Source organism: Gilliamella sp. BG2 (assembly GCF_046635645.1).
GTDB classification, from domain to species: domain Bacteria; phylum Pseudomonadota; class Gammaproteobacteria; order Enterobacterales; family Orbaceae; genus Gilliamella; species Gilliamella bombi.
This window is the reverse complement of record NZ_JBIDFF010000010.1, coordinates 39,193-60,269: the sequence shown is the minus strand read 5'-3', so window position 1 is coordinate 60,269 and position 21,077 is coordinate 39,193. Positions and strand designations below refer to the sequence as shown.

22 protein-coding genes and 1 CRISPR repeat array are annotated in these 21,077 nt (G+C 34.2%); of the genes, 11 read left to right on the top strand and 11 right to left on the bottom strand.

Features of this window, described 5'->3' with window-relative positions:
- Nucleotides 1-14: 14 nt before the first annotated feature.
- The 4 genes from ACGH6Q_RS06005 to ACGH6Q_RS05990 form a co-directional block, all read right to left on the bottom strand.
- Nucleotides 15-479 carry a hypothetical protein gene (locus ACGH6Q_RS06005; RefSeq protein WP_411592338.1) on the bottom strand — a complete coding sequence of 155 codons (465 nt, stop codon included), beginning with the start codon at nucleotides 477-479 and terminating at the stop codon, nucleotides 15-17.
- A gap of 200 nt (nucleotides 480-679) precedes the next feature.
- Nucleotides 680-1,057 (bottom strand): Imm8 family immunity protein, encoded by a 378-nt coding sequence (locus tag ACGH6Q_RS06000; RefSeq protein ID WP_411592336.1) that lies wholly within the window; start codon nucleotides 1,055-1,057, stop codon nucleotides 680-682.
- 87 nt (nucleotides 1,058-1,144) lie between these two features.
- A complete protein-coding gene (locus tag ACGH6Q_RS05995) occupies nucleotides 1,145-1,738 on the bottom strand; it encodes a hypothetical protein (RefSeq protein ID WP_411592334.1) in 594 nt (197 codons plus the stop codon).
- A 183-nt stretch (nucleotides 1,739-1,921) separates the two neighbouring features.
- A complete protein-coding gene (locus tag ACGH6Q_RS05990; RefSeq protein WP_296318039.1) occupies nucleotides 1,922-2,374 on the bottom strand; it encodes a hypothetical protein in 453 nt (150 codons plus the stop codon).
- Nucleotides 2,375-2,505: 131 nt separating this feature from the next.
- Between ACGH6Q_RS05990 and ACGH6Q_RS05985 the strand changes: the two genes are divergently transcribed.
- From ACGH6Q_RS05985 to comJ, 3 genes are all read left to right on the top strand, one after another.
- Entirely contained in the window at nucleotides 2,506-3,006 is a 501-nt protein-coding gene (locus ACGH6Q_RS05985) for a CPCC family cysteine-rich protein (protein WP_411592332.1), read from the top strand.
- A gap of 78 nt (nucleotides 3,007-3,084) precedes the next feature.
- The gene (locus ACGH6Q_RS05980; RefSeq protein WP_065589975.1) at nucleotides 3,085-3,519 is read left to right on the top strand and encodes a hypothetical protein; all 435 of its coding nucleotides are present in this window, start codon (nucleotides 3,085-3,087) and stop codon (nucleotides 3,517-3,519) included.
- Nucleotides 3,520-3,839: 320 nt separating this feature from the next.
- Nucleotides 3,840-4,322, top strand: a complete 483-nt coding sequence (gene comJ, locus ACGH6Q_RS05975) for a competence protein ComJ (protein ID WP_411592330.1) — start codon at nucleotides 3,840-3,842, stop codon at nucleotides 4,320-4,322.
- A 383-nt stretch (nucleotides 4,323-4,705) separates the two neighbouring features.
- Here comJ and ACGH6Q_RS05970 read toward each other — a convergent pair whose 3' ends face one another.
- Nucleotides 4,706-5,314: a riboflavin synthase subunit alpha gene (locus tag ACGH6Q_RS05970; protein WP_411592328.1), complete on the bottom strand. Its 609-nt coding sequence runs from the start codon at nucleotides 5,312-5,314 to the stop codon at nucleotides 4,706-4,708.
- Between the two features lie 165 nt (nucleotides 5,315-5,479).
- Here ACGH6Q_RS05970 and crcB point away from each other — a divergent pair, with 165 nt between their 5' ends.
- Together crcB and ACGH6Q_RS05960 are read left to right on the top strand one after the other, a co-directional pair.
- Complete coding sequence (crcB, locus tag ACGH6Q_RS05965; protein ID WP_411592325.1) at nucleotides 5,480-5,857, top strand: fluoride efflux transporter CrcB; 378 nt, start codon at nucleotides 5,480-5,482, stop codon at nucleotides 5,855-5,857.
- 106 nt (nucleotides 5,858-5,963) lie between these two features.
- On the top strand, nucleotides 5,964-6,362 hold the full coding sequence (locus ACGH6Q_RS05960) for a cell division inhibitor SulA (protein WP_065589978.1): 399 nt from the start codon (nucleotides 5,964-5,966) through the stop codon (nucleotides 6,360-6,362).
- A gap of 750 nt (nucleotides 6,363-7,112) precedes the next feature.
- Here the strand turns inward: ACGH6Q_RS05960 and ACGH6Q_RS05955 are convergent.
- Nucleotides 7,113-8,603, bottom strand: a complete 1,491-nt coding sequence (locus ACGH6Q_RS05955) for a hypothetical protein (protein ID WP_411592323.1) — start codon at nucleotides 8,601-8,603, stop codon at nucleotides 7,113-7,115.
- Nucleotides 8,604-9,167: 564 nt separating this feature from the next.
- Between ACGH6Q_RS05955 and asnA the strand changes: the two genes are divergently transcribed.
- Nucleotides 9,168-10,160, top strand: coding sequence for an aspartate--ammonia ligase (gene asnA / locus ACGH6Q_RS05950; RefSeq protein ID WP_296301336.1), 993 nt, complete (start codon nucleotides 9,168-9,170; stop codon nucleotides 10,158-10,160).
- Nucleotides 10,161-10,231: 71 nt separating this feature from the next.
- Here asnA and ACGH6Q_RS05945 read toward each other — a convergent pair whose 3' ends face one another.
- The 3 genes from ACGH6Q_RS05945 to ACGH6Q_RS05935 all read right to left on the bottom strand — a co-directional run bounded on the left by ACGH6Q_RS05945 (nucleotide 10,232) and on the right by ACGH6Q_RS05935 (nucleotide 13,168).
- Nucleotides 10,232-10,585: a DUF1161 domain-containing protein gene (locus tag ACGH6Q_RS05945; protein WP_296301338.1), complete on the bottom strand. Its 354-nt coding sequence runs from the start codon at nucleotides 10,583-10,585 to the stop codon at nucleotides 10,232-10,234.
- A gap of 418 nt (nucleotides 10,586-11,003) precedes the next feature.
- Nucleotides 11,004-11,267, bottom strand: a complete 264-nt coding sequence (locus ACGH6Q_RS05940) for a SemiSWEET family transporter (protein WP_034914233.1) — start codon at nucleotides 11,265-11,267, stop codon at nucleotides 11,004-11,006.
- A gap of 491 nt (nucleotides 11,268-11,758) precedes the next feature.
- The gene (locus ACGH6Q_RS05935; RefSeq protein ID WP_411592321.1) at nucleotides 11,759-13,168 is read right to left on the bottom strand and encodes a PLP-dependent aminotransferase family protein; all 1,410 of its coding nucleotides are present in this window, start codon (nucleotides 13,166-13,168) and stop codon (nucleotides 11,759-11,761) included.
- Nucleotides 13,169-13,369: 201 nt separating this feature from the next.
- On the opposite strand from ACGH6Q_RS05935, the gene pdxS reads away from it, so the two are divergent.
- From pdxS to ACGH6Q_RS05910, 5 genes are all read left to right on the top strand, one after another.
- The gene (gene pdxS, locus ACGH6Q_RS05930; RefSeq protein WP_174798149.1) at nucleotides 13,370-14,257 is read left to right on the top strand and encodes a pyridoxal 5'-phosphate synthase lyase subunit PdxS; all 888 of its coding nucleotides are present in this window, start codon (nucleotides 13,370-13,372) and stop codon (nucleotides 14,255-14,257) included.
- The gene (gene pdxT, locus ACGH6Q_RS05925) at nucleotides 14,257-14,856 is read left to right on the top strand and encodes a pyridoxal 5'-phosphate synthase glutaminase subunit PdxT (protein ID WP_411592318.1); all 600 of its coding nucleotides are present in this window, start codon (nucleotides 14,257-14,259) and stop codon (nucleotides 14,854-14,856) included. The genes pdxS and pdxT overlap by 1 nt, the downstream gene beginning before the upstream one ends.
- Nucleotides 14,857-15,001: 145 nt before the next feature.
- Nucleotides 15,002-15,872: a CRISPR direct-repeat array (repeat unit 28 nt; unit sequence TTTCTAAACCGCCTACTCGGCGGTAAAC).
- A gap of 369 nt (nucleotides 15,873-16,241) precedes the next feature.
- A complete protein-coding gene (locus ACGH6Q_RS05920; RefSeq protein ID WP_296318045.1) occupies nucleotides 16,242-16,598 on the top strand; it encodes an ArsC family reductase in 357 nt (118 codons plus the stop codon).
- Nucleotides 16,599-16,612: 14 nt separating this feature from the next.
- Complete coding sequence (gene dapE / locus ACGH6Q_RS05915) at nucleotides 16,613-17,752, top strand: succinyl-diaminopimelate desuccinylase (protein ID WP_174798145.1); 1,140 nt, start codon at nucleotides 16,613-16,615, stop codon at nucleotides 17,750-17,752.
- A 72-nt stretch (nucleotides 17,753-17,824) separates the two neighbouring features.
- A complete protein-coding gene (locus tag ACGH6Q_RS05910; RefSeq protein WP_065589987.1) occupies nucleotides 17,825-18,013 on the top strand; it encodes a YpfN family protein in 189 nt (62 codons plus the stop codon).
- An 8-nt stretch (nucleotides 18,014-18,021) separates the two neighbouring features.
- Here the strand turns inward: ACGH6Q_RS05910 and cysZ are convergent, their stop codons facing one another.
- Nucleotides 18,022-18,852, bottom strand: a complete 831-nt coding sequence (gene cysZ, locus ACGH6Q_RS05905) for a sulfate transporter CysZ (protein WP_411592316.1) — start codon at nucleotides 18,850-18,852, stop codon at nucleotides 18,022-18,024.
- Nucleotides 18,853-19,052: 200 nt separating this feature from the next.
- Complete coding sequence (locus ACGH6Q_RS05900; protein ID WP_411592314.1) at nucleotides 19,053-21,077, bottom strand: tRNA(Met) cytidine acetyltransferase TmcA; 2,025 nt, start codon at nucleotides 21,075-21,077, stop codon at nucleotides 19,053-19,055.

Sequence of the window (21,077 nt, the reverse complement as noted above, 5' to 3'; positions counted from 1 at the left end):
TTTAATTATTATTTTTAATTGACCGATAAACCGAATGAAAACAACAGTGCTAAAACTGATGCTTTTTTATCCTCTAAACCAAAAGCCGAGGAATTTATATCAAAGGTATATAAAAGCTCATTTTTGTTTAACAACACAAAATGATAATCATGTAATATATCAATCAGTTCAGGCAATATTTGATAAATATCATCATTACAATCAATAACTTTATTTTCATAAAATAAAAAGGCATAGGCCGATACTAAAGATAAATATAAATACATTGATTTATTATGATAATTAAATTTTAGCGATATACATACGTCATAGTTTAAATCAGTATTATCTTCTACTTTAAATAAAGCATGGATATCATTTAGTAGACATTTATATTTTAGGGAGTTATAGGATTCCATCACGAAATGGAAATCTGGGTTGCTTAAATCGCCATATGCTTTTTGAAGTGCATATAAGATCTTTTCTCTTTGAATATGCATTAATATTAAAACTCCCATTTTATGGAATACTTATGTACTTCACTTTTGCAATCCACATGAATGCTGGTTTTAGTTTGCACGTTCCCATTAGGCTCAGTCTCAACCGAACTATTTTTACTCAAACCGCTATAAAGGATCACTTAATAAATTGTGCTAATTACTCATCACCACATATTCATAATTAGCATATTTTTTTAGGGTTATTTCATACCATCATATTCCCAATAAAAACTACTGGCTAATTTATCCAAGGCTTGTATTTCATCAGTGGGATTTATCAAAGCAAGCTGCTGATCTATTGTGCGTCTAACCTTATTCCAATCGTATTGGTATAGTAACAACATTTTATATAATTTAGGTTGTTGCATTCTATTGTTATTTAAATTCATTATCCCTTCTGGAGTGGCAATAATAATTGAATAAATATCTGTTTCATCCTTTCCTGTAATACCAATATTCATTTCTAATAAGTAAAATACTGCATTGTCTTCTGGCTTCCATCGCCAAGGATCATGTATATCTGGGGACCAGTAATGTTTCACTTCAAATTTTTGTTGCCTAATTTTTAATTTATTCATGATATATCGCTTGAGATTTTGCTAGTTATGGCAACCCAATAGAATTATTATTAAATCATATCGCCGTGTTGCCAGTTAGTTATTGGTTTATGTTGATTGCTCAAAAGTCATATATGTATTCTCCTTTTCATTTAAAAAAATATATAAATAGGTAATATCGTGGCTGATTTCGGTTATATCTAATTGACCTATAAAAATTAACGGTTTGTTATCTACGGTTGGCCAGTTTGGGGATTGAAGCCATTTAGGTCTATTTTTTAAGAATTTAAAATCTTTCTTAATTTCTAATTTTAACGCTTTTTCCAATTCAACTCCAACTTTATCCCGATGTTTATTCATGATTAAATTAAAGTATGGTTCAGTTAAATTTAACCAGCTTGGCTGAATTTTCATAAATAGATCATACTTTTTTTTATGTTCATTATTTAACGAGAAGTTAATATTTCTTTTAGCGAGAAACTTTGAAAGTAAATCTTTACTATCGAGTTCACCTGATGGCAATAAAATATCAATTTCAATAAGATATAAAAATGCGTTTTTATATCTGCTGGTATAGGGGGGAATTTGATTCTCTTCAGATAGAAGATCTTCAATATCCTTATTATAATAAAGTTCTTTTTGAAAATCCTGTGGAGAAAGCGAGCTTGCCAAATAGCTTTTTATAATATCGATAGAATTCATTTTTTATTACCTTTTGGGTATCGCAACAGATCAAGGGCAACATTTCTTTTTTCATGTGACTCAATTTTAATTGATTAAATTTTGAGATCTTCTTTTGAAATGTTATCTCTATTTTTTCCTTATATAATCAATAATAATCATATATTAATTGATGATGATAAACAAATCACACATTATTCCAATTCAAAAAATGACGCCCTTTAATGTACTGGATATCACCGCAGGCGATAAGTCAGCTTGCTGATAAATTATAGTGCTTCCACTACAGAAGTGGATTTCAATTTGTTCTATATTATCTATATGGTTTACTGTATGCTCAGGCAATAATTGGATAATATTAGCTGATAATAAAGCATTAAAATTTGTTTTCATTATTCCATAAGTATCATGGATAGCGATACCACTAACTTCATGGTTATCTTCAGATAAATTAATGAGTTCATAGCCACTATGTTCTTTTTTATCAAGACCTATTTCTATATCAAAAAGCCCGATTTTAGCCGTGTACAAAATGGCTGATTTCATTGTTTCTATTCGGCAATGTCGAAAAAAAGCATCTTTCGCTAAAGCAGAAAGACACTTCAAAAAGCCACCATTGTTAATAATATCAATAAGATCAATATTTAATTTTCCCATATTTAACATTCTATCTTTTTATTGTCCCTGTTTTTCATTTATCATAAGCATAAAATAAAAAGCCAGATAGTAACAAAACTATATATCTGATAAATTAGACGATTTATCATTTCATTATTTACATTAACCCAATGAAAACACTCAGCCGAAAACTTGCTTTAACACTGTTAGCTATCGAAATGATTACACAATCCACAAAACAGGATATTGAAAATATACTCTTTGCAAATTATCTTGATAAAGAAGGCCAACCTTTAGCATATAACAATATTTATGATGATGCCATTGAGCAATTTTTATTAGGCTATTTTGTTGGCATTAAATTGAAAGGCTATTCTAATCAATATCTAAAACAATATATTAGTGCTTTATACCGTGAACCTATTACCATTATAGGGGACGAAGATATCTTGCATGCATGCCCTTGTTGCCATTATTTAACCTTAACTCATCAAGGACAATACGATGTTTGTCCATTATGCTATTGGGAAGATGACGGCACACAAAATAATGAACTAAACCATTATAGTGCAGTTAATCACTCAACATTAAGCAAATATAAAGCAATATTCGACAAACAAAAAGCTACGTTAGCAAATATTCCGTATAAATTAGCTAATAGACATTTATAATACTTGCATCAAATCTAGGTTTGATTATGCAATAAATTAACCACGCTTTTGGAGATTAACATATAAAAGAGTGCTTAGATGACAAAAATATTAGCGTTATGGAATAAACAAACATTACCTATAAAAGACGGGATTTACTTTTCTACTGGTGAATCGATATCCCTTTCAGCCCAGTTTTATCCCCAATTGTTAATTAAAAAAGGGAAACAATTCAACCTTAATCTTTTTTTGGATAAAGATCCTGATAATATCACTAATATAGATATCACAAAAAAAATCACCATAACTAATGGTAATCAATGCTTTTTAGGTGAAGGAAGTTATGGTTCAGAAGGGTTTATTGCTTACTTAACGCCTAAAGATAATTTAAAATGGGTGATCTATTTCGAAACATCAAACCCATTCATTAATGCAACTGAATTGCCAAATCACTTTCTTATAGTGGAATCAAGTGCCGATTTCAAAATAGTGATTGAATTAAATAACCCAATAAATCTTATTTTAACTAAATAAGATTTATTATATTGTTTTTACCCATACAAACAACGCCAAATAACACATGAGGCTAAAATAAATGAGAAACCCGAAAAAGTAATATATGCTTTAACAAAGATATGGCATAATCAGCCAATATTCAAAAATCCAAAAGAAAAATAGAAAACAAAAGCCTAGATGGCTTATTAATTTTTACAAAATGGTTAAACCACATAAAGCAATTTTAAGTAAATGCCTTATACATTATTAGCGAATTATTTTTATAATTTGATATTAACAATCTGGCAATTTCCTACATTTAATTTGATGATTTTATGGTATGAAAAGGAATATCTCTGATGGAGAAAAACAAACAACAGGTTGTAGATTTATTAATATCTCATAGTCAAATTTTAGTCAGATCTAGACCATACAGTGAAGAATTATCGCAATGGGGTAAACAAAATATTGCACAAGGTGCAGTTATTCATAAGGATTATGTCATTTTTGACCCATTACCTGATGATGCTTTCGGTGCAAACGTTTTTTTAACCTTATCAGATAGTTTTACAATAGATAACCAAACCCAACGATGCATTGTTGTTCCCTTTTACACACATCCCAAAAATACGATTGAGGTTGCCTCTGCCACAGAAAAATTTACTATTAACCTACAATTAGATGCACCATTATATTCACTGTATTATGAAATCTGCGAAGGTGATGAAGTTTTTTATAAATTTACCTTTATACCTGCACTTGTACCAATCACAGCTCACTACATTATTGATGACCAATGGGGTGGCAAAAAAGGAAAAATGCTCCAACCGGGTAAAGTATAACCATCTTCAACCTAATTAACTCTAATCAAAGCATAAAAACAAACCAATAAGGACTAAATTGTTTTTGTCTGTGGTAGAAATGTTAAAAATCTTGTCAAAAACTTTCAGGTAACTATATGTTTAAGTAAAAAAAGCATTTAAATATAAACAGTATTTAAGTATAAAATTAAATTTTGTTGGTATTAAATTGTCGATATTCCTCAACTACTAATCAAAGGTCTCCAAACGTTATAAAAGATTATTACCTATTTTAATAAAACATTCAGGTAGACCATTGATTTCAGGTTAAACTAACGAAAATACTTAATTAAAATAAACCAGTTACTCGATAATAATCTAATAATATTTTTCTCAAATTAATCGAGAATCAAAATTAAATATTATCAATTTTTTGCTGCCAATACCCGTTCAACTGTATCAACAATGGCTTGAGTTTGGGAATCAATTTCGATATTAACTTTATCTCCGACTTTTTTAGCGTCTAACGTGGTAATAGCTAACGTTTCAGGGATTAAATGAATAGCAAAACGATCTTCTTTTACCTGCCCAATTGTTAGGCTTGCACCATCAATGCCAATAAAGCCCTTATATAATACATATTTCATAAATTCTTTCGGCAATTGTAACGTCATCTCACAATTTGTGGCAGTTTTTTGAATATCAACAATAGTTGCAGTGCAAGATATATGCCCAGACATCACATGACCACCAATTTCATCACCATATTTAGCGCTACGCTCAATATTCACAAAATCATCGATTTTTTTATCACCCAATGTCGTTAATGCAAGGGTTTCTTCCATAATATCAAACGACACGATATCTTTATCGACCCCCGTTACTGTTAAGCAACATCCATCATTGGCAATCGACGCCCCTATTTCAATTTTATTAGTTAATTGATGCGGTAATTTAACTTTATATGTTCTTAATTTATTTTGCTCAACAATATCAATAATCTGACCAACGCCTTGAACAATGCCTGTAAACATAGATATACCTCAAATTTTCTTAATATTGAATATTCTATCTCAATCTGATTAGGATTTCCTATTTCTATTTTCTACTGGTATGATCGTTTTATATATTTTCCGATCACTTAGTATCTATAGCGATAACAAATTCATATTTCAAAGTATAGTCAAGGATATATCATTATGTTAAAACTGATTTTAGCCATTTCTGTCGGTTCAGTAGCGGGGGGATTAATGCGTTGGTTCTTATCACTTAAACTCAATGTTATTGCTTTTACTATTCCACTAGGTACATTGCTATCTAATTTAGTTGCTGGCTATATTATTGGCTTTGCAATTGCCTTTTTTAATCACTCTAACCTTTCTGCTGAATGGCGGTTATTGGTAATAACAGGTTTTTGTGGTGGCTTATCAACTTTTTCAAGCTTTTCTGCCGAGGTGGTTAACTTTTTACAAGACGGTCGAATATATTGGGGTTTAGCAACAATATTGATTCATGTAATTGGTTCAGCTTTAATGACATATTTAGGTATTTTATCGTATCAATATTTGCGTTCTTAAAATAACTCAATTAATAAATCACATAAAAAATAATCATAAATAGAGTTTACAACCTTAAAATACTGTATTAATATACACTGTATAGAAAAACAGTACAGAGGTTATTATGCTTATTGAACATTCTACACAACAACTTATGGCTATTAATTTTGAGTCCCCTTTTCAACAAGTATTACAACAACAACGCCCTTTATTAAAATCACTTAATAAAGCTAAAAAATGGCAATTATGGCTTTCTGACCGACCAATGTTAAAACGTTCATGGGTTAATACTGCAGGGTTAGATAAACACAAAGTGATTCATCTAGCAAATTTAAATAATGAAGACCTAGTATCAACCATTGAAAAAGTCTTACAATACAAAACCTGTAGCTATATAGTTGCTTGTATCAATAACCTTAATGAACAAGACAAAGCACGTTTACAAAAAGCCGTATCATTAAGTGATACTTGTCTACTTTTAGTACACGATGAGCAAAGTGAACAATCTATCCAATATCATTAAAAACAAACATATTATTTAAATAAAAGCATATTTTTTAATTTTAGAAAGCAAATCTAAAATGTTTAATAAACTAATATACCACTATAAAAATTAAGTTAAGTATTTGATGTATAAAAAATCAGGGCTGAGCATTTAGCAATGTTCAGCTTTTTTTGATAGTTGTTAATAATAGTAATTTATAATAACAATTGACACAGTTTTTTTCGAGAAACCTTTCCAATCGCCGTCATGGGTAATTAATCTACAATAACGATTTTTTTGGCAAATAGAATTTACTTAGTAATTAAAATTTTTTGCCTTGCTACTACAATCAGCCATTTTAAAGTATTCTGTTGTACTACGCCTAAAACGGTTATTTTCCAAAGATGTGTTACTTTAATTTGAGTTTGATACGTTAATAATAAGGTAGTTAATAAAGAATAATCAGACTATTTGCTTTCATAGTCCAATCTATGTTTTTAATTAAAATCAATGCGTTATAGATTGTATTCTTTTTTATTATTGTGGCTTTATTTTTCAAGAAAAGCGCTTTTATTATTTAATAACAGTCGTTTAATAACAACTGGTTAATAACAAAAGCGCAAATTTTTAAATCTTATTAGTCGGGGCGTTTTTTGGTTTTAAGTTATTAAAGCTTAAGGCCAACTGGTTTTGCCAGCCGATGCTCCATCGAGCAACGGCTTAGTTCTTGGCTAGATTGTCCTTGATTAACGCCATAAATATCCCTGTGCTTTAAAACTGAACTAACCACTAAAACGTGCAAATAGCAGAAGCATCCCAAACCCCATCAGATCTAGAAACCGTGCCTTCGTATACAAGAAACGGATTACTTCCCATTATATCACTCGTCCAATGCGGGAATCCGAAATCAGCATCGGTATATCCACCAATCAGTGCGCCCCACTCGGTAAATAAACCAGCGCCTATTCGTCTCTGAGGATAATTACCTGTTGATGAAGGCTTGGCGCCATCTATGCCTTCTACACATGGGAAGCGATCTTTATCTACACCACATTTCGCATTGGTTAAATCGCTTATCCGAGGCAGACGATAACCTATGCTATTACACCAAGATTCTTGCTCAGAAAATGTCCCTAACTTGTTTCCTCGTGCAACAAACCACTGCTTTAACTTAAATCCATATTTCACTACTACATTACCACTACTATCTCGACCCTCTAATTCAAATACCTGTGGTAAATTTGGCACGGCAATTAGACCTGGACTATCTGACTCTTTTTGACTATCACTTGCCGCTGGCCCTGTCAACTTAACGCGCGTTACAACTTTTTCACCCCCCCCATTAGTAACCACTTCTTTCGTTACTGTCGCTGTGATTCCCCCGTGTGTAACTGGCGACCAAGTCAACTGACTTTCATCTACTCCTCCTATGAGTAAATCAAAATATAAATTGTGCGCACCCGTGGTCGGGAAATTTAGGTTGTATAAATCAGGATTAGTTGATTGAACGAAAAATCCGTCCCTATAATTCCATATGTCACCTAGACCATCCAGACCACCAATATTTGGCTTTACAGAACAGATTTGAGGGACGGTATTTGGACTAATGTAATACGTTACTGTACCTCCTTCGAGTTTACTATAATATGGGTCACCATACATAGTAAATAAATAAACCTCTGGACTCTCTAATCTCACCGCATAAGGTGCATTACATATCGTTAACCTACTATTATTATTACGATCACTATTAATCCATCGACCATTTTTATCAAAGATAGACAGAAGGATACCCCCATTTGTCTCTATAGGATCTCCATCATCATCACGCAATTTACCTTGTGCCACCAAGTCATTCATATGGAAGTACTCACTTAATGGCGGAACTATTATATTAATATTACCCCAAGTATACTCTACAGGTACCTTAATTGGTGCTGCCGGTGATGAGGGATTATTTTGTGGTGTAAATGTTCGACCGTCTGATAACTTAATAGCTAATAAGCCATCTATATTAGTCTCTTTAGTGACACCATCATCAAGCGTTAAATAGGGTGCAGTGCCTTGAATGGTATTCGATGTAGTGGCCGATAATGCCTGCGATTCCAATGAATACGGCAGTAACAACAACGGCGCCAGTACCAATTGAATTTTTAAAAATGATTTTGTAGATAATTTCAGAGATATAAATAAGTTTTGAGCAAACACTCGTCGAATAAAATTATTCGATAAATTTAAGACATAGGCTTGCCAAGTCTTGTGACAAAAATGATATTGCATTACGATTCATCCATCAAGTACATTGTTTTATTGTTTTGTTTTATTTTATATTTATTAGCTTGTTAAATAAGCTTGTTTTCCTAAATCGATGGAAGTATAGCCGTTAAAAAAATAGTTGGCTAGTTATTGGGCTTACTTTTTTGTAAAGAAATGTAAAGATAGAAATGATTCAGCTTTAGCAATAAGTCAATTTTTTAGCAAAATATAATGTTAAGTTTATGATAAATTAACTTTTTATTTTTAATACTTAATATCACTACTAACCGCCAAAACACAAAACCGCCAGTTTGGCGTGTTAACCTAACTTAGTGATCATGCATTTTGATGTTGTGATAAGACAAGCATATTAACCTTATGGCGCTATAAGTATGTTTTGTTCTAAAATCGTTCAGGTAGGCAATTGATTTTATTGAAGTTTTTAAATTTTATTTTTTAGCAAAATCAAACGTTTATTCAATCTAAACAAGTCAATGCTTTACCTTTCTATCTTCATCTTGCAAAATTCACTCATCTAGTTTACTTTACTGATACACTGAAAATTAAATAAATGATTAGAGCGTAAACATGACGATATCATTTAAAGAGCAGCAACAGCAAATTAGTTTTGTTAAGCAATTTTTTGCTGAGCAACTTGCCGAGCGTTTATCACTTATCGAAGTGCAAGCTCCGTTACTAAGTAAAGTTGGCGATGGTATTCAAGATAACCTTTCAGGTACTGAGCACGCAGTGCAAGTTAAGGTAAAAGCAATACCTAATGCACAATATGAAGTGGTACATTCACTAGCTAAATGGAAACGTAAAATCTTGAGCGATCACCATTTCAAAGTTGGCGAAGGAATCTACACTAATATGAAAGCATTACGCCCGGACGAGGAGAAACTTTCGCCAATTCACTCAGTTTATGTTGATCAGTGGGATTGGGAAAAAGTAATTCGTCCAGAAGATCGCAATTTAACTTATCTAAAACAAGCGGTCGAAAATATTTATGCTGCCATTAAAGCGACCGAAAAAATTGTTTCACAACAGTATCATCTTTCACAATTTTTACCCGAATCTATCACCTTTATCGATAGTGAGCAGTTATTAAAACGCTATCCAAATTTATCCCCAAAAGAGCGTGAAAACGCAATAACTAAAGAGCTTGGAGCTGTGTTTTTAATTGGTATTGGCGGTAAATTATCAAATAATGAAAAGCACGATGCTCGTGCACCTGATTATGATGACTGGAGCAGTGAAAACGATTTAGGATCTAATGGCTTAAATGGCGATATTTTAGTGTGGAATCCAATTTTGCATAGCGCATTGGAAATTTCATCAATGGGGATTCGTGTCAATCCAGAAACGTTAAAACGTCAATTAAAACTAACAAATGATGAAGATCGTTTAGAGCTTGCTTGGCATAAAGCATTAATTAATGGCGATTTGTTGCAAACCATTGGTGGTGGAATTGGGCAATCGCGTTTGGTTATGTTGCTTTTACAACAAAAACACATTGGTCAAGTACAATCAAGTGTATGGGACGAAGACGTTAAAGCAAATTACAGCCATTTGCTCTAGTCACAAACATATAAATATAGGGCATTACGCCCTATTTTTCTGCAAAAATTACATAATTAATTTTTAACAGGTCATTTACCTTCGACTGGTGTTGATTCGGTTGGGGTGTTTGTTGATGGTTCTGCTTTATCATTACGACTCTCAGTTTCATCTTTTGTATTAGCTGGCTGAGTTTGTATTTGCGTTGCTAAACCATCCAAACGAACATAAACAATACGTTGTTGACCACGATCGCATGAACCAACAATTTTACCTTCAATTTGTTGTTCTGATTTATCAGATGGTTCAAGTTTTAACTGAAATTGTGAAGGGTCAACACCGTTGTTTTTGATTTTTTCAGCAATATTAGCACTAATTTCATCACAATTTGAAGCTACAGCCAACATGGGTAAACTAAGTAAAAATATACCGATTAATTTTTTCATTTTCTTTCCCTTTTGACGGTTATTTGATTTTTGGATGCATTATAAAACTATCTATTAGTCTGTCTATCTTCTTTTAAGATGTACTTAAAAATAATCTGCCAGCATAATTGCAAATTTCAACAAATCTATCATTTTGTCGGTAATATTAAAGCAAATCGATTAACTTGATTTATTCACTGTACAATTTGATAAGTATTTAACAAACCTGTTAATAACTCAATAACATTTTAATTATTAAATAATTTTCTAAATGATTAAATATTAATCTGAACAATTTTTAAGTTGATTTGATAACAAAAAAAATCTTTTTTTACAATTCTTGTTGAAATTTACTATGAACTCTAACAATAAAAATGCTACCCAAAAAGCGATAATATAAGAGCAACTGATTACTTGTTACATAATGATATTATGTAAATTATAGAGCAGTAAAAAAAGCAATTAACCCAAAAATCACTCCTGGCGAATTAGCAATTGCTAGTGGCCAATCTTTCTTTTCTTGTAGCAGCCCATAGCAGACCCATAGCGAGCAGTTAATGGAAGCGGCCAATGGTTGAATTGGGTTTGTTTTCAATCCATGCAAATTATCGATGATTTGTGGAATATAAGAAACATACATCCCTAATGACGCCACTGTAGCGATAATACCTAAAATACGAAAAGCCTTAGATGAAAGATGCAAAATAGTCTCCTAATATCGTTTATGGTTTTCACCTGATGCTTGTAATTATAACGAGTTAGAATAGTGGCAGTAAACTAACATATTTGGTTCAATGGTAAAGTATAGTTAAAAAAAGGTAAGTAATTAGCCAATTTTTAATTAATCCCTAATGTTATTTATAAGTGATTTTATATTTAATCATAATGTTATAAAAATTTTTCATTTGTTTGCATTGCGTTACAAAAGCAAATAACAAGGAAAAACTAATTTCAATAATTGGTTAAAAGGTGATATTTTGCTCAATTGCCTATTGAGCTTTTTTGAGTGTGGTTTATTTGCGGATAATTAAAAAAGGGACTTAAGATATTTATTCACTTTATGACTTAATAAGTACTGAATAAACCTGTTGATAACTCTGCAATCAATTGATTATTAATATATTTATTAAAAAGATTAAATATTAAACTACCAAAAAATCAATTTTATTTTATCTAAAAAAGCAAGTGTTTTTATCATCTTTTTGAGATTATTTGCTGTTCAAAATGCCCATAACTTAATCTAATTGTCCCTAAGTTATCGCCAAAGTCAGCCCCTTGCGATACCGTCACTCCTTTTGATAACAGTTTATTAAGCACAGCTAATTCTTGCGCTACCGTTTTTACAGGTAAATGCGCATATAAATGAAAGCCACCTAGTGGAGGTTGATAAGTAATCTCACCACCGAAATAACAATCCAACCAATGCATTAACTGCTCTGCTTTGATTTGTAACGTTTGCCGTAGCTGTTGTTGATGGACAGTGTGATGATGTTGTAGATATTCTTGAGCTAATAATTGTGGCAATATACTTAACCCCGAATCAATGTGTTGCCGAATATTGGACAGATTTTTGATAATATTACGCGGTGCCACCATCCACCCAATACGAATATTTCCTCCTATATATTTCGATAGCGATCCTAAATAGATAACTTGATTATGCTGATCCCATTTTTTTATGGGCAATACTGGCAAATTTGGTTTAAACGCTAAACTGCTATAGGCGTCATCCTCAACAATACCTATACATTGCGAACGACAAAATGCAACAATTGCCTGTTTTCGTTTATTACTCATAACAAAGCCCATTGGGTTTTGAAATATAGGATTCAAAAATAACCACTTTATTTGATGTTGTTGTACGCAATTTGATAGGCTTTCAAGAGTAATACCTTCATTATCACATTCAATACCATATAAACGTAATCCAGCAGCCTGAAACAAAGGTAAGGAGTAAAAATAGGAAGGAGATTCAATTCCAACTGCATCTCCTGGCTTAAGTAAACCCTGTGTAATAAGAAATAACGACTGTTGCGTACCCGATGTAATTAAAATTTCGTTAATATCAACTTGCATAGAAAACTGAGTTTGCATGTAAGTTGCAATTTGAGCTTTAAGCGATGGTAAACCTAATTGTAATGCATCGCTGTTTTTTTCATGCATAATCAATTCATTTAACGAGGTATCAGGTAGCTGGAGTTTGGGAATTAAATTAGTTGGCAAATCACCATTAGCCAGATCGCAAATATGCACTTGTTGCGCACGCACTTGTGCCACTTTTTGTTGATAAAATGATTTTTTATCTCGATAAAAATGGGCTGGTAAACGCCAATTGATCGATGAATAGGTTTGCACGCCCCATTTTTTATTATTGACATAAGTGCCACTGCCTCGACGTCGAAGTAGTATGCTTCGTTCAGTCAACAGCTCCAGTGCATGTACTACAGTTGAGCGGTTAATCTGTAACATTTTAGCTAGCTCCCTTTCTGAAGGTAACTTTTCGCCAGCAATCAAAATTCCTTGCTCAATATAATGTTCAATTAAGTGAGTCAATTGTTGAAAAAGTGATCCTTCAAATTGGGTTAGTTTTTGTTTTTGCCACATATTTTATTTTAGACACTTGTTTTTTTAGAAAATACATTAAAAATTAAATAAAATCAATACTCTACCTGAGCAATTTTTATAGTAACATCAACAAACCTAAAATTGGATGGCTTTATTATAGTCCAATTGGCTGTTTCGTCTAACTATTTCTTTTTGAATAATACTTTTCAAACAAGACCAATTTTCAACTAGGAGTAAAAAATGAATCAAATTACAGGAACACAGACCGTTAAACGTGGTATGGCACAAATGCAAAAAGGCGGCGTAATTATGGATGTTGTTAATGCTGAACAAGCTAAAATTGCCGAACAAGCTGGTGCAGTTGCGGTAATGGCTTTAGAGCGAGTACCATCAGATATTCGAGCTGCTGGCGGTGTCGCTCGAATGGCTGATCCTACTATTGTTGAACAAGTCATGAATGCTGTTAGCATACCTGTTATGGCTAAAGCACGTATTGGCCACATTGTTGAAGCACGTATTTTAGAATCAATGGGGGTTGATTATATTGACGAAAGCGAAGTACTAACCCCAGCCGATGAACAGTACCATCTTCTTAAAGATGAATTTACCGTGCCTTTTGTTTGTGGTTGTCGTGATTTGGGTGAAGCACTGCGTCGAATTGGTGAAGGAGCATCAATGTTACGTACCAAAGGCGAACCAGGAACAGGGAATATTGTTGAAGCTGTTCGCCATATACGTAAAGTCAATGAGCAAATCCGTTTGATAACAGGAAAATCAAAAGATGAGCTAATGACTTTTGCTAAAGAAATTGGCGCACCTTATGAACTTGTATTACAAGTAAAACAACTAGGTAAGTTACCAGTTGTGAATTTTGCCGCTGGTGGCGTTGCGACCCCTGCCGATGCAGCACTTATGATGCAACTAGGTGCTGATGGTGTTTTTGTTGGATCGGGCATTTTTAAATCTCAAAATCCAGAAAAATTTGCCAAAGCCATTGTGCAAGCTACTACTTATTTTGATGATTATCCACGATTAGCCGAATTATCAAAAGGATTAGGCGAAGCCATGAAAGGCATTGAAATCAGCACACTTGCTCAATCAGAAAGAATGCAAGATCGAGGTTGGTAATGGCAAAATCATCCAAACTAAGCAATGTTAAGTACATTGGTGTGCTCAACTTACAAGGAGCAGTTAGTGAGCATATTTTGATGCTAAATAGTATTGATAATGTACAAGCAACACTAGTTCAGAAACCCGAACAATTAGCTAATTTAGATGGTTTAATCATTCCCGGCGGAGAGTCGACCACAATTAGTCGATTAATTAAACAAAATGGGCTTTTAGCGCCCATTCAACAATTTGCTAAACAAGGCAAAGGAATTTTAGGTACTTGTGCTGGGCTAGTGCTTTGTGGCAAAACGACAACTCATAACGAAGTCGAATTATTAGATTTGATGGATATTTGCGTTGAACGCAATGGTTTTGGTCGGCAAATTAACAGCTTTGAGACAACGTTAGATATACCAACTATTGGTGAGCAAATTCCAGCAGTATTTATTCGTGCTCCATATATTGCAAAAGCTGGTGAGCAAGTCAATCAGCTAGCTTTTATTGATAATCATTGTGTAATGGCGCAGCAAGATAACATTTTGACTTGCTCATTTCATCCCGAACTAACCGTCGATAATCGAATTATGCGTTACTTTGTTGAGAAATGTTGTAATTAATTGATTAATATTTATTTTATATTGTTGATAATGGATTATTAATGACTAGCTTAAGCGTTCAATAAAATTTCTGAACACAGCTAATAACCATAGCCAGCTATTCTGTCGGTAGACATCCACTGCCCTCGTCTGAGGGCTTTTTTGATTTATATGCCACCTACTCGGCGGTAAACATTGGCATGCCGTCAATTGATTTGAGCGTGTCGTTTCTAAACCGCCTACTCGGCGGTAAACACATTGGCATTGACATAACTGGGATCGGCTACTTTCTAAACCGCCTACTCGGCGGTAAACATATTATTATACCTCAAAAATGTTGCTCGTCGTTTCTAAACCGCCTACTCGGCGGTAAACCGCAGTGAGAAACCGAGTGAGGATTTAAGTGATTTCTAAACCGCCTACTCGGCGGTAAACGCATAAAATCGCTATTAACAATAATGCGGACTTTTCTAAACCGCCTACTCGGCGGTAAACTGAAACGTGAAAAATTATTAAATTTTATTGATTTTCTAAACCGCCTACTCGGCGGTAAACTTGAACAAAGTGCTACAATCTCGCTGCTTGTTTTTCTAAACCGCCTACTCGGCGGTAAACGTCTAACATTTGATGATGTTGGTTTGATTAGCTTTCTAAACCGCCTACTCGGCGGTAAACTAGCCTTGATTAAACATTCGGCTAGTTCACTTGTTTCTAAACCGCCTACTCGGCGGTAAACAAAATCAGTTTTAATTAGTTTATGTTTCTTTGTTTCTAAACCGCCTACTCGGCGGTAAACTGGCTGTACTTAGCTTGGATGCAATCCCATTTTTTCTAAACCGCCTACTCGGCGGTAAACACGTTTCATTGTTTTTTGTCCTGCTTGGTGTTTTTCTAAACCGCCTACTCGGCGGTAAACTATGAGATTTAAAGTTATTTCGGAAGCAATATTTTCTAAACCGCCTACTCGGCGGTAAACGCATTGCACTATTTACACCGCCCAAGTAGTCGTTTTCTAAACCGCCTACTCGGCGGTAAACTAGAAACCGATATAATATAAACCTTGTTTCGCAAAAGACAAATAGGATTTTTGCTTTTGAAAACCCTTTTTTTTAGAGCTTCTTTAGTGTGTTGTTTTTATTTGATTTTATTTATTGTTAAAAAAAAGGGTTAGCAATAGTTTGATCTTTTTAAAATGAGTGAAATTATCTGTTCAAAAATTCATTTCTTAACTCACCATCCAAAATATTTAAAATTTCAAGCTTTCACTAGCGACTATTTGGCATTAACAACTAACATTAGATATGAGTATTAATATGAATTAAAACAAATAAATCCCTTTAGTTTGCCGCATCAGGCCGATAACTGTTATAATCTTTATTATTATTTTCAATGTTGGATCACCTACTATGTACATCATCTACGGTATCAAAAACTGCAACACGATGAAAAAAGCTTTTACTTGGCTTGATGATCATCATGTAAGCTATCAATTTCATAATTATAAAACCAACGGGCTTTCAGAGGAGCTGTTGGATGATTTTTTACAATTAGTTAATTGGCAAAGCTTGCTCAATACACGAGGTACTACTTGGCGTAAGTTGGATGAATCTATTCGTGCTGAGGTCAATAATGCTCAAACGGCTAAAAAGATTATGTTAGCCAATCCATCTATTTTAAAACGCCCTTTGCTTATCGATGGGAAACGTGCATTGTTGGGCTTTTCAGAGGAGCTTTATTCACAATTTATTTCGCAATCTAAATAAAAATCGAGACCACTATGACTGAACCTGTTATTGCACTGACTCAAGCACTCATCGCCGAAAAATCAATAAGTCCTGACGATAAAAATTGTCAAAAAATGATTATTGAACGGCTAAAACCGCTCGGTTTTACTATTGAAGAAGTTAATATTGGAAAGACCAAAAACTTATGGGCTTATCATGGCGAAGCTAACAGCAAAACCTTAATGTTTGCAGGACATACCGATGTCGTACCTGCAGGTGATGAAAGCAAATGGCTTTATCCGCCATTTTCGCCAACCATTGATGAACAAGGCGTGCTTTATGGACGTGGTGCATCTGACATGAAAAGTGGCGTTGCTGCCATGGTTTGTGCGGCTGAAGATTTTGTTAAGCAACATCCAAATCACGCTGGGCGAGTAGCTTTTTTAATTACATCGGACGAAGAAGCCGATGCAACCGATGGCACTGTTAAGGTTGTCGATTTGCTAATGAAACGTCAAGAACGTGTTGATTATTGTATCGTGGGCGAACCGTCAAGCGATGCTGTACTTGGCGATCAAATTAAAAACGGTCGCCGTGGTTCACTAACAGCTAATTTAGTTGTGCATGGTATTCAAGGTCATGTGGCCTATCCTCACCTTGCCGATAACCCTGTCCATCGCTTTGCTCCTGCATTAAATGAACTAGTTAGCACTGTTTGGGATGAAGGCAATCAGTATTTTCCTCAAACAACTATGCAAATTGCCAATATTAATGGTGGTACAGGTGCCGAAAACGTTGTACCGGGTGATCTAAGTGTGCAATTTAACTTTCGCTATAGTAGTGAATTGACCGATACGATAATTAAAGCGCGCGTTGAGCAAATTTTACAAAAACATAATTTGAACTATACGTTATCTTGGCGATTATCAGGACATCCTTTTTTGACGCCACAAGGCGATTTAACTAATGCTGCTGCAAGTGCTATTAAGGAATTTACCAACATTGATACCAAGCTATCGACCAGCGGCGGTACGTCGGATGGACGTTTTATTGCTAAAATGGGCTGTCAAGTGATCGAACTAGGTGTATTAAATAAGACTATTCACAAAATCAACGAAAACGCCAACTGCAAAGATATAATTACCTTAACTGCAATTTATAACCGCATATTAGAAAAATTACTGTTGGCATAATTGCGGCACAATTGTTATTGTGCCTAGCTATTATAACTTGGAGATAGCGATTTTTATCTAAGAGGAAGTAAGATGGAATGGCTTAAAGATTACTGGTGGATAATTGTGGTGATTTTAATTGGGATTTTTATTAATACTATTAAGGCGCTGAATCGACTAAGTTATAAAGCGTATCTTGAAAAAAAGAAAGGGATAAAACCTATCCCTTATCAAGATGATGACGATGATTGGCCATCAACAAATTCGACGAAGAAAAAATAACGCCCTGCTTAACGAAAGTCTTGGCTACTACTATCAAATAAGGCTTGATGACGGTAGCGATCAACCCACATTGCCGTTGCGCCACATACCGCAATAGGCATAACAATTAAATTAAGCAATGGCACCATGGTAAAAAAGCTGACTATCATACCAAAAGTTAAATTATCTACCCGATCTTGCTTGAGTAATTCACGCATACGGTGAAAAGTAATTTTGTGGTTATCAAAGGCATAATCAGCATATTGGATATTAATTTGCCAAGCGGTAAATAAAAACCAAACCACTGGCGTTACTGATTGCCCAATAACAGGAATAAAGTAAGTTAGCAGTATCGGAATTGCCCATAATAAATAGTTAAGTAGTTTTTGTAATTCACGCCTAAAAATACGAGGAAGATCCTTAATAAGACTTATCCACGACATATCTGCTGCGGGGATCCCCGTTAACTGTGCTTCAACTTGTTCAGCTAACAAGCCATTAAACGGAGCCGCTATAATATTGGTTACCGTACTAAAGAAATAACAAAACAAAATAACCAAAGCTAAAATAACCATAAAAACAATAATATAACCAAGCCAATGCAACCAACTTGGCATATACGACACTCCCCAATCAACCATGCCCGAGATAGCCGTAAAGAACCAATAAAATAATGCTGACATAATCACAACATTGGCAATTAATGGTAAAAAAACAAATCGCTTAATGCCTGGACTAAACGCCAATGACCAACCTTTAAAAAAATACTCAATACCTGTTGTGGGTTGATTGTTTGGATTTTGAGTTTGTTTTTTTGAATGGCGATGTTGTGCTTGGTTTTCTAATTTATTTTGCGTCACATTCGATTCCTTTTTAATTAAAACGAATTATGTTGAAACTAGTTAAGTTTAAACTAGTTGGGTAAAAATTAAGTTGAACTTAAACATGGTAACTATTGTAAACATAGCCCTTGGTAACCTGCAATGATAATCAGCTATCTTTATTATTGGTTTTTTCGTCAAAAAGCACATTATTGCCATTATTTACTAACTATGAATCGCTAACTATGAATTGCTAACCATGTTTTGATCTCTTGCTTGATGGTTTGCATTAATGCATTTTTTCCTGCAAGTTGATATGAACTAATGAGCAAAGATTGATTGTTTTTGCTTTTTATCAGTGCTGATAACACAGGCAATGTTAGTTGTTGCTGTGGTTGTGATTGTGGTTTTTGCGATTGTTGATGCTTTTGATTATAGCGAACTAATCGACACAGTGTGGCATAAGTGGCTTCAAACGGTCGATGATAGTAAGCAAATCCGTTTAGTTCATCAAAATCGTAGGCGTCTAAATCTTGTGTTAGTTGTGACTTATCCTTACTTTCAATAATATCAGTAAATGGTAAATCAATAATATCTTTGAACCAATAAACATTACGATGTAATTTTTGTTTTAATTTAATGGTTAGATTTCGCCCTGAATCAGTTAATGGCTTTAGCGCCATAACTGAATAACTACCACTATTTGCCTGTTTATGACTACTGACGTGCACCAAAACAAACCCACAAGCAATCCAAAATTGGTAATTAGACGGGGTATAAGCAAAGCTAACCGATAAAAAGTCAATATTCTGAGCTTTGGCATCTTCAAAGATAGCTTGCACAAGTTGCCTTGCTATATTCCGTCGCCGATAGGCACTAATAACCGCAATACGATTAATCCGAACTGAGCGCAATTTAGCCGCCTGCGGCTCACCTGCGTGGGCGACTAACGACTGTGCTACTAAATTACCTTTTGGTCGACGCGTACCTTGCCACACTTCGGTGATTAAACTATCTGGTAAGTTACCTTCAATAACAGTCAGTGCAGCAGCTATTTGGTTATTGTTAGCTGTCGCTTGCCAAATTGTCAAATTTTGCGCATCAAACAGACGTCTTAAATCAACTAACGTAGTTTGGTAATGAGCTACTTTCAATAAATAAAATATCGATCTTAATATATCAGCATCATTACGTTGAACTTTTGAATATTGGATTGATGATGAGCTTACATCAAAATTATCGCCCTTGGTTAATAAACCATTAAGTAACAACCGATCACTAAATTGCTCTAACATATCACCAGCCTGCCAACGAATGGGGGTAACTAGCTGAAAACATTGGCATGCTTTACCTGATAACAATTTCAACAAAAAGCCCTGTCCTGTGCCCTCATACCCATCAGCAGTCGTTGTTAATAATACTCGAGTGTTATTTGTTTTAGCTAGTTTTAACAATTTTTCCAGCATGGGAAGTGGGATCATGGCAGCTTCATCAATAATTAAATAATCGGCAACGGTAATACATGATTGAGCAATTAATTCATCTGGGGCAAAAAATGGGGTATCGGGCTTAGCAAAAGCAAAAAAGGTGGTCAGTGCTGATTTATTTGGTGCTGTCACAATACAACGTTGGTAATGGCTAAATAACCCAGCTAGTGCCGATTTACCGCGTCCACGTTTAGCGACTAATACGTTAATAGGCTTAGTGCTATTTAATAATTGTTTTAAAGTTGCTTGTTGCTCGGCTAAATCACAAACGTCATCAATAATAACTTCAGGCAAGGATATCTTAGAGGATATAACCTGTTTTGATGAAATTTTAGGATAAATTGATAAACCAAATTCAGTTAAAGTCTGTATTAAATGTGCAACGAAATTAGGCACATTAATGGGCATTTGGCTTTCGTTCCAGCGTAAGCTATCTTGATCATGCCAAGTAGACAGATTCTTAGGCAAGAATAAAACCAATATACTACCTTTAACTAACGTGCCAACAAGCATAGCAAAGGCATCAAGATTAAATCCTACCGTTGCATCAAAAATAGCATGTCGATACTGCCGTCCCAACAACTGTTTAGTTTGATTGGGCGGTATTACATCAGAAATTAATGTATTGGGTAAATAACTAGAAAGTTCAAAGTGAGATGTAACCGTTAACCAATCACCTGAGTAATGACAAATAGCCTGGCTAAGTTGCTCGAATAACTGTGTGGCTTCACCCTGTAACACCCATAGCGTTCTTGTGCTGTTGGGATACTTGTGCAT